11 protein-coding genes are annotated in these 12556 nt (G+C 68.8%); 6 read left to right on the top strand and 5 right to left on the bottom strand.

What is annotated here, in order from left to right:
• The first annotated feature begins 57 nt into the window (after positions 1–57).
• The 4 genes from G6N67_RS27145 to G6N67_RS27130 all read left to right on the top strand — a co-directional run bounded on the left by G6N67_RS27145 (position 58) and on the right by G6N67_RS27130 (position 2502).
• Positions 58–459: a nuclear transport factor 2 family protein gene (locus tag G6N67_RS27145; protein ID WP_163642316.1), complete on the top strand. Its 402-nt coding sequence runs from the start codon at positions 58–60 to the stop codon at positions 457–459.
• A 72-nt stretch (positions 460–531) separates the two neighbouring features.
• Positions 532–1029 (top strand): M23 family metallopeptidase, encoded by a 498-nt coding sequence (locus tag G6N67_RS27140; RefSeq protein WP_036436747.1) that lies wholly within the window; start codon positions 532–534, stop codon positions 1027–1029.
• Positions 1030–1091: 62 nt separating this feature from the next.
• Entirely contained in the window at positions 1092–1523 is a 432-nt protein-coding gene (locus G6N67_RS27135; protein ID WP_051578977.1) for a hypothetical protein, read from the top strand.
• 19 nt (positions 1524–1542) lie between these two features.
• Positions 1543–2502: an LLM class F420-dependent oxidoreductase gene (locus tag G6N67_RS27130; RefSeq protein ID WP_036436745.1), complete on the top strand. Its 960-nt coding sequence runs from the start codon at positions 1543–1545 to the stop codon at positions 2500–2502.
• Here G6N67_RS27130 and G6N67_RS27125 read toward each other — a convergent pair.
• The 5 genes from G6N67_RS27125 to G6N67_RS27105 are packed head-to-tail and all read right to left on the bottom strand — an operon-like array spanning position 2486 to position 7963.
• On the bottom strand, positions 2486–3364 hold the full coding sequence (locus G6N67_RS27125; protein ID WP_036436743.1) for an alpha/beta fold hydrolase: 879 nt from the start codon (positions 3362–3364) through the stop codon (positions 2486–2488). The two genes, G6N67_RS27130 and G6N67_RS27125, sit on opposite strands and share 17 nt — an antisense overlap.
• Before the next feature lie 31 nt (positions 3365–3395).
• Positions 3396–4298 carry a tyrosine recombinase XerC gene (locus G6N67_RS27120; RefSeq protein WP_036436741.1) on the bottom strand — a complete coding sequence of 301 codons (903 nt, stop codon included), beginning with the start codon at positions 4296–4298 and terminating at the stop codon, positions 3396–3398.
• Between the two features lie 57 nt (positions 4299–4355).
• On the bottom strand, positions 4356–6278 hold the full coding sequence (locus G6N67_RS27115) for an acyl-CoA dehydrogenase family protein (protein ID WP_036436737.1): 1923 nt from the start codon (positions 6276–6278) through the stop codon (positions 4356–4358).
• Positions 6275–7321: an oxygenase MpaB family protein gene (locus tag G6N67_RS27110; protein ID WP_036436734.1), complete on the bottom strand. Its 1047-nt coding sequence runs from the start codon at positions 7319–7321 to the stop codon at positions 6275–6277. The genes G6N67_RS27115 and G6N67_RS27110 overlap by 4 nt, the downstream gene beginning before the upstream one ends.
• An 18-nt stretch (positions 7322–7339) precedes the next feature.
• A complete protein-coding gene (locus G6N67_RS27105; protein ID WP_051578976.1) occupies positions 7340–7963 on the bottom strand; it encodes a TetR/AcrR family transcriptional regulator in 624 nt (207 codons plus the stop codon).
• A gap of 190 nt (positions 7964–8153) precedes the next feature.
• Here G6N67_RS27105 and G6N67_RS27100 point away from each other — a divergent pair, with 190 nt between their 5' ends.
• Both G6N67_RS27100 and G6N67_RS27095 read left to right on the top strand, forming a co-directional pair.
• A complete protein-coding gene (locus tag G6N67_RS27100) occupies positions 8154–10214 on the top strand; it encodes an amino acid adenylation domain-containing protein (protein ID WP_131524771.1) in 2061 nt (686 codons plus the stop codon).
• The gene (locus G6N67_RS27095; RefSeq protein WP_051578975.1) at positions 10207–12555 is read left to right on the top strand and encodes a phage tail sheath family protein; all 2349 of its coding nucleotides are present in this window, start codon (positions 10207–10209) and stop codon (positions 12553–12555) included. Before G6N67_RS27100 ends, G6N67_RS27095 begins: the two co-directional genes overlap by 8 nt.
• The last annotated feature ends 1 nt before the right edge of the window (position 12556 follow it).

Genomic DNA, 12556 nt, shown 5'->3' with positions numbered 1-12556 from the left:
ATGGGTCATCCCTCGATGTCAAGGCATCCGCACATGAGCGCGATCAGGAGGCACGTAGTGAGTAATCCGTTGAACGAGAGTGTGATTCGGCAGTTCGTCACCGCAATCGAAGCCGGTGACACGGCGACACTGTCGTCCCTGCTGGCGCCGGACGCGACCTGGCACCTGCACGGCGACCTTCCCGTCGCCGGGCACTACGTCGGCCGCGAGGCGATACTCAACGACTTCCTTCGCCGGGGATTGGGCCTCTACCGCCCCGGGTCACTCAAGCTCAAGCTGACCCGCACAGTCTCCGACGGCGACGTGGTGGCCATCGAATGGCATGCCGTCGGAACGAGCGTCGAAGGTCGCGTGTACGACAACGAATACGCGTTCTTCTTCACGGTCAAGCACTCGCGGATCACCTCGATCCGCGAGTACTGCGACACACTGCACGTACGGGACGCGCTCTATGCCTGAGCCGTGGCCGGTTATCCCCAGGTGCCCAATTGTCCCTAGCGGAGCCGCCAACGGCGGCTGTTCACTGGATGCGTGAAGCTCGCACGAGCGCTCCTGATCACCGCCCTACTCCTCGTATGGTCGGCACCCGCACACGCGGACAGTGCGCGGCTGCGCTGGCCCGTATCGCCCCGGCCCACGGTGACCAGAGGGTTCGACGCGCCCTCGCCAAATTGGAACCGCGGGCACCGTGGCGTCGACCTGGCGGCGACCGCGGAGCAACCCGTCTACGCCGCGGCACCGGGCACCGTCGTGTTCGCCGGCGTTCTCGCCGGGCGTGAGGTGGTCTCGATCGCGCATCCCGGGGGGCTGCGCACGAGCTACGAACCGGTGCGCGCGGTCGTGCGGCCCGGACAGGTCGTGTCGGCCGGGACGACGCTGGGTGTGCTCGTGGCCGGGCACCCCGGCTGCCCGGTGGCGGCATGCCTGCACTGGGGTGCGATGTGGGGTCCGGCGTCGCGGGCCGACTACGTCAATCCGCTCGGACTCTTGGCCGAGACCCAGATTCGGCTCAAGCCGCTGGCAGGCTGAACGACACCCCGCGCGGCGTACAAAACCCTTCGTTCCCGCCGCCGGCGTCGCACTCTGGGCTCATGCTCGACACCATCACGACGGTTGTCATCGCCCTGCTGGGCGTTCACATCCTCATCAAGTTCGCGTTCTTCGCGTTGCCGTACCGAAAACGGCGAGAGGCACTCGACAGGAGCTATGGAGACAAGCCCTCGGCGACATCCACGTCGGATTGGGTAGCGCTGGCCTTCGTCGTCGCGCTGTCGGTGCTGCTGCTGTGCCGTGGGGTGGAAGCCGTGAGCTTCCTGGGTGGACTGTGGATCGGCGCGACGCTGATCCAGCTGTACTTCCACCGATTTCACGAGCCGGTGCCCGCAGCCAAGTCCGCGCCACCGCAAACCTCTCCGCTCAAGGAGATGTCATATGCTATCCAGGCCGACCCGTGGAAACCCTGGCCGCAGATGGCCGTTCTCGCCGTGCTCGTGGTCTGGAATCTCGTGGTGATCGCCCGCTGACCGACCTACCCTCGGACAGATGACCACAGAAGTTCATCGCAGCCGACCGATGCGATTCGGACTGCACACCGCGCTGCCGCGCGGCACGGAGTTCGCCGAATTCGCGCTCACCGTCGAGAATTCCGGCTTCGACGTGCTGACCATTCCCGACCATCTGGCCGCCTCGCTGGCCCCGTTCAGCGGCGCCGCCGCCGCGTGCGCGGCGACGTCGCGCCTGCACACGGGCACCCTGGTGCTCAACAACGATCTGCGCCACCCGGTCGACACCGCGCGGGAGACCTCAAGCCTGGCAGCGCTTTCCGGTGGCCGGTTCGAGCTGGGTCTGGGCGCGGGCCACATGAAGTCCGAATATGACGCGGCCGGACTGAAATTCGATCCTGGCGCCACGCGCGTGGACCGGCTGATCGAGTCGGTCGACGTGATCCGCCCACTGCTGGCCGGTGAGCCCGTCGACGTCGACGGTGCCCACTACTGTGTGCGCGCCGCCGCGGGCGAACTCGTCGCGCCGCCGGGCGTCGACGTTCCGCTGCTGATCGGCGGCAACGGCACGCGGGTTTTGCAATTGGCGGGGCGGGTCGCCGACATCGCGGGGCTGGCAGGGTTCAGCCACAACCACGACGCCACCGAGGTCAAGCTGACCCATTTCGACGCCACCGGCCTGTTGGACCGCATCAGCGTGGTCCGCAACGCCGCGGGCGACCGCTTCGACGCCATCGAGCTCAACGCGCTGCTGCAGTTCGTGGTGCACACAGAGGATCCGTCCGCGGCCGCCGCCGAGCTAGCCGGACCCCTCGGCGCCTCGGCCGACCTCCTGCTGGAATCCCCGTTCGTGCTGCTCGGCAGCTACGAGCGGATGGCCGAGGAGCTCGCGGGCCGGCAGCGCAAGTTCGGCATCAGTTACTGGACCGTCTTTGACGCGTGGCCGGGCCGCGAATCGGCGCTTGCCCACCTGGCCGAGGTGATCAAGCTGTTGCGGTAGCGGCCAGGAACTCGGTCATCGCGTCCAGGACCGCCCCCGGCCGGTCCCGCTGCACCCAATGCCCAGCTCCGGCAATCACTTTCAGATCCGCGTCAGGTATCAGCGCCGCGGCCGCGCGGGCCCGTGCCACCGGGACGCCCGGATCGCGATCGCCGTGCACGATGAGCACGGGGCACGCCACCGACCCCAGCCGCGCGGTGTAATCGGTGCGCAGCCGGTTCCACTTGACCTGGTCGCGCTGCCACTGTCCGAACGCCTCGAATCCACCGGGTTTGCCCGCGGCGGCCATCACCTCGTCGATCAGATCGTCGGTGAGTTGCTTCGGGTCTGTGATCAACGCGTGCATGCTGCGGGCCATCGCGCGGCGGTTGCCGCCCACCCACTTGGTCGTCGCGCCCAGCAGGCCGGTGCGCAGTGCGGCCCAGGTGACCAGTTGGCGCACACCGGAGAACGGTCCGTCCGAAAGCCGAGGCATGACGCCGTAGCTGCCCAGCAGAATCGCGCTGCTCACCCGGTCGGGCCGGGCCAGCACATGGCCGATCGTCATGCCGCCACCGAGCGACAGCCCACCGATCGTGTAGCGCTCCAAGCCGAGGGCGTCGACCAGCTCCCCCACATAGGCGACCAGCCGCTCCTGTGTGACCGGCAGCCGCGCGGGCGCGCTGCGTCCGTAGCCGGGATGGTCCGGCGCGATGACGCGGTAACCGGCTTGCGCGAGTCGCGGGCCGATCTCGCCCCACGACAACGACGCGCTGTCCACCCCGCCGCCGTGCAGCAACACGACCGCCGGCGCCGCGCGGTCAGCCGTCCAGGTCAGGTAGGAAACCGTCCCGGAGGGCAACTCGACGGTTGATCTGCTCACGCGTTGTCGCCCCTCCCCGACGCTCGACGTATCAGGCCCGCGGGTGCGCTTGGTCGTGCACCGCACGCAACCGCGCGACGGTGACATGCGTGTAGAGCTGCGTGGTGGCGAGCGTGGTGTGGCCGAGCAGTTCCTGCACGACGCGCAGGTCCGCCCCGCCTTCCAGCAGGTGCGTGGCCGCGCTGTGGCGCAGGCCGTGCGGGCCGATGTCAGGTGCCCCGTTGACGGCCGACACGGTCTGGTGCACCACGGTGCGCGCCTGGCGCGGGTCGAGACGCTTGCCGCGGGCCCCCAGCAGCAGCGCAGGGCCGGACGCCGGCGTGACCAGTGCGGGCCGCCCGTCGGCCAGCCATGAGGTCAACGCGACCTGGGCCGGCTCACCGAACGGCACGGTGCGTTGCTTGTTGCCCTTGCCGAGCACACGCAGCACCCGCCGCGACCGGTCCACGTCGTCGATGTCAAGACCGCACAGCTCACTGACCCGGATCCCGGTGGCGTACAACAGCTCGACGATCAGACGATCGCGCAGGGCGAGTGGATCGCCCTCCTGCGCACCGTTGTTCGCGGCGTCGAGGGCTTCGAGGGCCTGGTCCTGCCGCAGCACGGCCGGCAGCGTGCGATGCGCCTTGGGCACCTGCAGCCGGCTCGCCGGATCGCCAGCCAGCACACCGCGCCGGGCCGCCCACGCGGTGAAGGTCTTCACCGACGACGTGCGGCGCGCCAATGTGGTGCGGGCCGCGCCTGCAGCGGCCTGTTCGGCGAGCCACGAGCGCAGCAGCGGGAGGGTCAGTTTGGTGGGCTCGGCCGTCCCGACGCGACGGGCGACGAACTCGAACAGCGCCGTGAGGTCACCACGGTAGGCGCGGCGGGTGTGCGCCGAGTACCCGCGTTCGAGTTCGAGGTACTGATCGAACTCGTCGAGTACTGCGTCCACACCCCTACCGTCGCAGATGCCTCGTGGGTGTCCACTCGACGCGCCGGGACACCATCGTCACGGCTTCATCTCGTACCGGCCGGCCAGGTCGCGCACCTTGCCGACGACGCGGTCCCTGCGCCCGGCATCGGCCACCGGTTGGCGGATGATGTCGAGCGCGCGCTGCTTCTGCGCGGCGGTGGCGTCGGGATGGCAGTGCAGTTCGGTCGCGTGCGTGGACATGTCGGTGACGAGCACCTCGAACAGCTGGTCGAGGATGTCGGTGTCGGCATCCTCGATGCCGGCCTGCTCGAGGATCAGCTGCGCGTACGGGACGAGCGTGAACATCTCACCGATCGCGAACAGGAAGTCGACGTTGCGCTGCTGCTCGGCCGTCGGCGTCGCGACCGCCAGCAGCGTCTGCAATGCCTGGGCCTGGGCGAGGAAGATCGCGACGTTCGGCGTCGACGCGGACCGGCGCAGCACCGACTGCCAGTCCCCGAACCTGATCTTGGCCAGGCCGCTGCTGGGGCCCTGGTGGAACAGGAAGTCGTCGTTACGTGCGTCTCGGCGCGTGGGTATCTCGGGCACCTCGGCCAACAGCGGCTTGAGCGGTGGGATACGTTGCGCCAGCGGGGAATCCGCGAGCACTCCCCCGGCAGCACGCAGGCCGCCTGCGAGCGCGCTGAGCACCGGACCGGGAGCCCGGCCGACGGGCAGTTGGGCCAGGGCTGCCAACGCGGCGTCCGAGGCACCGAACATGTAGTTCTGCATGAACTTCAGCGACAGTGCCATGTTGACGTGCACCGTGCCCTCCAGGCGCGGCAGCCCCGTGACACCGAGAAGTGCCATGGTGAAGTACATGTCGGATTCGAATGCGCGCGCGGCGATGGTGTCGGCCAGGAGCGTGACGATCTTCTCGCCCTCGCGCGTGACGTTCATCTTCTCGATCGCGTTGAACAGCAGGTAGCGCCGGTCGTTGGGGCTCGCGCTGCGCATGTAGTCGACGGCCCGCTCGCTGTAGAGCTTCATGCCGACCAGGCGCGCATAGCCGTCGGCGAGCATCCGGCGGATCTGCGGGAATTCGGTGACCCGCTGCCCGAACAACACCCGGTTCTCCGCGTGCGTGACGGCCTCGTACATCGCGTGTTCGCACGCGCCGATCGCGCCGAAGCCGAGGTTGAACTTGCCGATGTTGACGGTGTTGATCGCGGCGTTGAACGCGGCCTTGCCCTCGTGCAGGATGTCGTCGGCGCTGACCGGGTAGCTCTCCAGATCGAACGCGGCGACGTACATCTGGCCGTCGACGACGTTGCGGCGCAGGTGGTAGTTCGGATGCCGGCTGTCGGCCGCGAAGAACAGGTACCCCTCGAAGTCCTGCTCGGGACGGCGCCGGTCGAGGTCCGAACTGTCGATGATCGGCTTGTCGGAGCGCCTGCCGAACACCGAGACCATGCCGGCGAGGTTCCCGTTGCCGATGTAGTACTTGCCACCGGTCGCGGTGTACGAACCGTCGGGGCCGGGTTCCAGCACCATGTCAGTCGAGTAGACGTCGGCGCCGTGCGCCTGCTCGGACAATCCGAACGCGAAGATCTCCCCCGAATCAAGCAGGGCGGCAGCCTTTTTGCGGGCCGCCTCGTTCGCCGACTGCCAGATCGGTCCGAGACCGAGGATGGTGACCTGCCAGACGTACCAGTACTGCATGCCGTAGAACCCGAGGATCTGGCTGTACATGGCATTGCGTGCGGTGTCCCAGCGCTTGTCGGGATCGCCGCCCGCCTCGGACGCGGGCGTCAGGAACGTGGCGAAGATACCCTCCCGCTTGACCAGGTCGAGAAAGTCGCTGTACCAGACCCGGTCCCGGTCCTGCTGCTTGAGCCACCGCTTGCCGTGCGACTCGAAGAAGTCGATGGTGGCCCGGAAGATCTCCCGCGTCCGGGGATCGAACTGGTCGAACTCGGTCCGGTTCGGGTCGAACAGGACATCGGATCGTGCGGTCACGCCAAACTCCCCAGGTAGGACTGAGATTCGATGAGGCCCTCGTCGCTCGGCAGCTGCCCCTGCCCGAACACACGCTCGTGCTGGCGGGCACGCAACTCCCGGTGCGCATCGGCGGGTTTGACGAAGCCGTACCGTTTGCGCCCTTCTTCGGGACTGAGCACTTCTGCCGAGCGCGGCGGGATGCCCATGATGTAGGGACCGGCGACCGGCACCACCGAGGGTGCAATGATCTTGGCCACCAGCAGTTTCAGCCGCGGCACGCGGTCGACCACGCCGAAGCCGAGCTTGAGCACAGGCCGCACGGCCAGGTCGACCACGCGGGGCTGATCGAATCCGCTGAGCCGGCGCATCCACCGGGGCATGGTGGCGATGGTTCCGGCACGCAGGAACCAGTTGAGGATCTCGACGGCCGGTTGCGCGAGGCGCGGCACGGGCGGCAACACCACTTTGGCGTTGAGCAGGTGATCCATCATGGCCCGCGCCGCTTCGCTGACGGCCAGGTGGGGCCGCATCTGTTCGAAGTAGTCGTTGATGCCTTCGCGGGTGCGCGGGACGTCGGCGGGGTCGCAGGTCTGGAACTCGGCAGCCCGTGCGCAGTCCTGCCAGTAGCGGGCTTCCTCCTGCGGGCTGAGCTTGCCGCCGCCGTACAGCTCGTAGGCCTTGAGCACCGAGTGCCAGCCGGTGAGCAGGATCCACAGCTGCGACCTGGGATCGTTCGCGTCGTATCTGTTGCCGCTCAGGGGTTCGGTGCCAATGGCTTTGGAGTGAACCTTCACCAGCACGTCGGCCGCCTTGAGCACCGATTCGGTGTCGGCGAAGGCGACCATCGCGAAGTAGCGCACGGTCCGGTCGTAGCGGGTGCGCGGCCGGTCGTAGTTCGCACCGGTGGTGTCGACCGCCGCGATCAGCGGCGGGTCGAGTTCCTCGACCACCACGGCGCGTTGCAAGCCGATGATCGGGGTGGTCGCGTGGCCCCACACCTTCCAGGTCACCGAACCGGGCCCGAAGAACCCGTAGTCAGCCATCGGCTGGAGATCGGACATGTACTCCTCCTCGTGGGGTCAAGCGGTTCGAAACGCCCGATAGGTGGCTGATCCGACGAACGCACCCAATGTGTCTGGGGTCCAGTCTTTTCCGTCGTCACGCAGCAGAGTCCGCACGGCGGCTTCACACGCGGCCATGAACTGCTCGACCAGCACGGGCAGCTTCTTGTCGGCGTCGGCGGTGCCCCATCGGTCGAGCGTGGGCGCGAGCCGCCGTGAGACCTTGTCGACCAGCACCGCGCGTCCGTTGCGGAAGTGTTCGGCCACAGCGGGATCGGGGTCGGCACTCATGACCAACCGCCACGAGTACGGCCTGCGCGCGACGGTGCGCAGCAGGGCCTGAAAGCCTTCGACGAACACCGCCTCGTCGGCGTCCGGTTTGCCGTACGGCAACGCGTCGATGGCGTCGCGAAGCAGCAGACCCAGTTCGCGTTCGAGCAACGCCCGGATGAGTTCGACGCGGTCGGCAAAGCACGAGTACACCACCGGGCGGGTCACTTTGAGCTGCTTGGCGACCGCGCCGATGGTGACCGCGGCGACGCCGTCGGCCATCACGACCGCCAATGCAGCGTCCAGCACCTGGGGCCGCCTGCGTTCGGGCCCGAGATGGGCAGCTCGCTCGCGGACTGTTCCTGCAGTCATGAAGGAAAATGCTACACGAGTGAATAATCTTTGCCCAGAGCTGCTGACCTGGGATTTCATGCCCCTAAGTGCCGATGTGATGCCCGATCGCGCACAGTTGCCATTGTTCGATGGCAATCTGATCGACCCCCGGACACCATTTCGAGTGCAGGGTGCACGCGCACCTCGCAGCACAACAGGGGGCGCAGGGATGGGGTCTCGCGAGCTGGTGGAGGGCCTGCTGTGGCGTGCCAGGGCAGGCATCCGCGTAGAAGGCCCGCCGCTACGCGCAGGCCACGGAATGGCCGACGCCGCATACCGGCCGCCCGCCCTGCCGTACGCGTCGGTGGTCGGCCCGCTCAACATCGAACTCGAGCCCGACCGCGACCCACCCCGCTCGGTCTACCTGCCCGTGCAGGCACCCGGCTATCTCGCGGGCGCCGAGCGCACCGCGGCCGACCCGATTCCCGCGCCCGGTCAGCTCGTGTTGCGGCTCGACGGCGACACGATCGTCACCGCCGCCGTGAACTTCGGTGCCCTGTCCGGGGAGTCTGCCGCCGCAGAGGGGGTCGGCCTGCAGGCCGCCTCGGTACTCGAAACGGCTTTGCGTTCAGGGACGTTCACCCAGAACGGGGCAGCCGTGACCGACCAGGAACGGCTGGCCGAGTTGGCGCTCGTCACCGCCCGCTGGGATGTCGCGCGGCGCCGCTTCGTGGTGGCATCCGGCCGGCGGGGCGTCGTCGTCGGGCCCGATCTGATGCAGCGGCAGCCGTCATCGGTCGAACTCGCCGAACCGGCGGGGACGGTCGCCGCCGCACTGGGGTTCGCCGCGACCACCACCGTGCGCGCCCCGGGCCGGCTCATCCGGCACCGCAGGCCGACCCCGACCGCGGTCGCCGTCGACGTCCGGGTCGATCTGTGGAGCGGCAGCCAGTCGGAACTGGCATCGGTGCTCGACGCGTGGACCCGCTCGACCGCAACACGCGGCCAACTCCTGGTCCGCCCGGCGATCCTCGCCGAGGACGTGTCACCGACCGACACGTCCGTCCGCCTGCTGTCCCCCGCCGAACCTGCGGCCTGCACGACCATCGCCCTGCTCGACGTGATCGACGATGCCGTCACCGACCGGAAGACCGGCCGCGCCGCGCGGCTCGTCGGCGCGGGCGCCCAGGTGACCGACGGTGCGCTGGCCCTCACCGCCGCGCAACGCGCCGAGCTGGATTTCTTTGAACTGCCGCCGATTCCGGTGGCCTGGGCGCCTGACACCCCGAGCGCCAACGGATACTCCGCGACAATCGGGTTGAGCGTGTCTGCCGGCGCCGTCGGCGCGACCGTGCGGGTGCTGACGGTGCTCGGTCCAGGAGCCGGCGGTGCGATCGGTCAAGGCCGGACCGCCTTGCGGCTCGATGTCGGTTTCGTCGCTGCCGGTGCGGAGCTTCGTGCCTCGGCGATGCGCGCGGGCGCGGGAGATTTCACTCCCGTCTCCGCCACGGTCAGCACGGCCGCACTCGCCGCGGGCATGCAGATCCACGTCGCGCTCGATTCCCGTCGCGGTGCGCTGCGGATCTCGGTCGACGGCGAACAGGTGGGCGACGGCGGCGTATCCCCCGCCGGCCGTCCGGTCGGTGGGCCTGGCATGCGCCTGGTCCTGGGACCTCCCCCAGGCGCACCGCAGAACCAATCGAACTTGGCCGTCCAGCACGTACATCTGCACGGGGCACCGGTCGGACCGCCCGATCCGAGGCTTCGGCCGGCCGCCGCACCAGCGGCCGCATGGTCGCCCGGTGATCCGTTCGTGCTCGCGCGCTCGACCGACGGCGTCACCGCGGTCGGCGACGGTGTCGCCGCCACAGTGCTCGGCGTGCAGGGCGATCGGGTTCTGCTGGACCGTCCCGTGCAGGCCGCCTTCCCGCGCACCGACAGCATCGCCTACCGGCGCAGCGAGTTCTTCTCCCAACGTGCGCTGCGCCGCAGCGACGACCTGATGAACCAGCTGTACCGCATGAGCGCGGAGTACCGCGTATCCACGGTCCTCGACGAGCTCGAGGCCGGCATCAGCTCCCCGCTCGTCGAGAGCGTCGACCTGCAGGTCCGAGATTTCGCGCGGCTCGCCGCCGAACTCGGCGCACCGGGCGAACCGGTGTTCTCCGGCCGCCCAGCCGGTGAAACACCGGGCACCACGGCAGTTTTCACCACCAACCCGCCCAGGTCGGCCAAGACCACACCCGAAACCGAACCGGCACTGCAACCCACGGAGGCATCCCATGGCTGAACGCTTGACACCCGGCGTCTACGTCGAAGAGATCCCCGGAGGTGTCCGCCCCATCCAGGGCGTCGGCACGTCGACAGCGGCATTCGTCGGGCAGGCACAGCGTGGCATTCCCGACCGCGCGGTGTTCGTCAACGGATTCGGGGACTTCACCCGCAAGTTCGGCGGCCACAGCCGCGGTGAAGCAGGCTTCCTGGCCCAGGCCGTGGACGCGTTCTTCGCGGCCGGCGGGCGGCGCGCCTACGTGGTGCGCGTCCTGCCCGGCAACGCCGCCGATCCGGCTGTGTCACCGGCACTTCAGGCCAGGGCCGACGACGCCTGGGGCGTCCGGCACAACGTGCTGCGGTTCACCGCCAAAGGGCAGGGTGCCTGGGCCGACCATGTGCGGATCCACATCGAGAACTCGACTTCCTTTGCCGGGGAGACCTTCCGGCTGCGGCTGGAATGGGTGGAGGCCGGCCGGTCCCGCACGATCGAGACCTACGACGGGGTCCGGATGGACCCCGAATCCGAGGACTACGCGGTGCGGGTGGTCAACGAGACGTCGCAGTACGTGCGTGCCGACGACCTTTTCCAGATCGAGTTCGTCGACGCAGAGGAACGGAGCACACCGCCCATTCCCGGTCGCGCGCCGGTGCTCGAGGCCCGCCCCGGTGCCGACGGGAACTACTCCGTTCCCGAACAGGCCCGACTCACCTTCGCGTGGGACGACCTGTCGAGCACGACGCCCAACCAGTCCAGTGTTGCGGTCGAGTTCAGCAGCGAGGCGATCGAAGCCGCCGGCGGGACCGTGACCGGCGCTGTCGGGCTCCTCACGCCCGACCAGTTGCAGGATCTCCTCGCCACTGCGCTCGGCGACACGTTCACCGTCGACGTCGCGAACGCGCGGGTGCGCGTCACCCCGGCCGTGGCGCTCGGCACTGTCCTCGCCGCCGAGACACCCGACGGCAGTGATCAATTCGACGTCGACCCGCTGACCGGCGTCACGCTGACGGTCACGGACTCCGCAGGCGCGACCGACATCGTCGTCGACACCACCGCCGACACGACGCTGAGCCCCCAGGCCCTCGCCGACCGGATCAACGCGGAGCTCCCCGCAACCAACCCACATGGTGTGGTCGCCGACGGAGCCGGCCGATTCCTGGTCGTCACCGCTGACGGTGCCCCTGAAGGAGTGACCCTGGCCCTGGCCGCTACCGGCGGTGCAGCCCCGTGGCAGGCTCCGGTGACCTCCGGCGGTACCGGGGGCGCCGCGGTGGGTTCGCTCGCGAACGTCCAAGTGAGAGTGGCCGAGCAGCTGCGCCCGGGTGTCCCCCGCGTGCTGTCGCGGCTCTTCCCCGTCGTGCGGGCCACGGGCCTGGAGCGCAACAGCGCCGCCAACCCGGACCTGCGTCCGGCGCTCACCGAGGATTCACCGGTGCGGTTGCTCGGCGGCGACGACGGCTCTGGCGCCGTGCTGCCCGACCGGTTCGCCGGCACCGTCACCGCCGACGGGCGCACCGGGCTGCACGCGCTCGACTCCGTGAACGTCAACATCCTGTGCCTGCCGGGGCGGACGACCGCGGACTACCTGGCACCGGCGATGACGTTCTGTGAACGCAACGACGTGTTCTTCATCGCCGACGGCGTCGGCAGCATCGATCCGGATTTCCAGGTGACGGCCGACGAGGTGCGCCAAGCGGTCGAGGGGCTGCCCACCGTGTCGGAGAACGCAGCGCTGTTCTATCCCTGGGTCGAGGTCACCGACCCCGTCGGCATCGGCCGCAACCCGCGCCGGATGGTTCCGCCCTCCGGGCACATGGCGGGCATCTTCGCGCGCACCGATGTCACCCGCGGGGTGTGGAAGGCGCCGGCCGGTATCGACTCGATCGTCAACGGCGCGGTGGACGTCCAGCACCGGCTCATCGATGCCGACCAGGATCTGCTGAACCCGATCGGGGTCAACTGCATCCGCCAGTTCCCCGGCATCGGGATCGTCAACTGGGGTGCCCGCACGCTCGCGGCCGACCCGGAGTGGCGCTACATCAACGTCCGGCGCATGGGACTGTTCCTCAAGGCCTCGATCAAACGCGGGCTGTACTGGGCCGTGTTCGAACCCAACGACCAGGAACTCTGGGACCGGATCCGCATCAACATCAACGCCTTCATGCTCGGGCTGTTCCGGCAGCGCGCATTCCAGGGCGCCACCCCCGACGAAGCGTTCGTGGTCAAGTGCGACCGCGAGACCAACCCGCAGGAACTCGTCGACCAGGGCATCGTGACCGCCCAGGTGGCGTGGGCTCCGCTCAAACCGGCTGAATTCGTGGTGATCGAGATCAGTCAGAAGAGCTTGCTGGCGGTCTGAC

The organism is Mycolicibacterium mageritense, from assembly GCF_010727475.1.
GTDB classification, from domain to species: Bacteria; Actinomycetota; Actinomycetes; order Mycobacteriales; family Mycobacteriaceae; genus Mycobacterium; species Mycobacterium mageritense.
The sequence above is the reverse complement of the archived record's forward strand: the minus strand, read 5'-3'. Positions and strand labels throughout refer to the sequence as shown.

Bases quoted from the DNA above. Each gene is read 5' to 3' on its own strand.
- G6N67_RS27135 (WP_051578977.1), top strand. From the start codon at position 1,092: ATGCTCGACACCATCACGACGGTTGTCATCGCCCTGCTGGGCGTTCAC.
- G6N67_RS27130 (WP_036436745.1), top strand. From the start codon at position 1,543: ATGACCACAGAAGTTCATCGCAGCCGACCGATGCGATTCGGACTGCAC.
- G6N67_RS27110 (WP_036436734.1), bottom strand. From the start codon at position 7,321: ATGTCCGATCTCCAGCCGATGGCTGACTACGGGTTCTTCGGGCCCGGT.
- G6N67_RS27105 (WP_051578976.1), bottom strand. From the start codon at position 7,963: ATGACTGCAGGAACAGTCCGCGAGCGAGCTGCCCATCTCGGGCCCGAA.
- G6N67_RS27100 (WP_131524771.1), top strand. From the start codon at position 8,154: ATGGGGTCTCGCGAGCTGGTGGAGGGCCTGCTGTGGCGTGCCAGGGCA.
- G6N67_RS27095 (WP_051578975.1), top strand. From the start codon at position 10,207: ATGGCTGAACGCTTGACACCCGGCGTCTACGTCGAAGAGATCCCCGGA.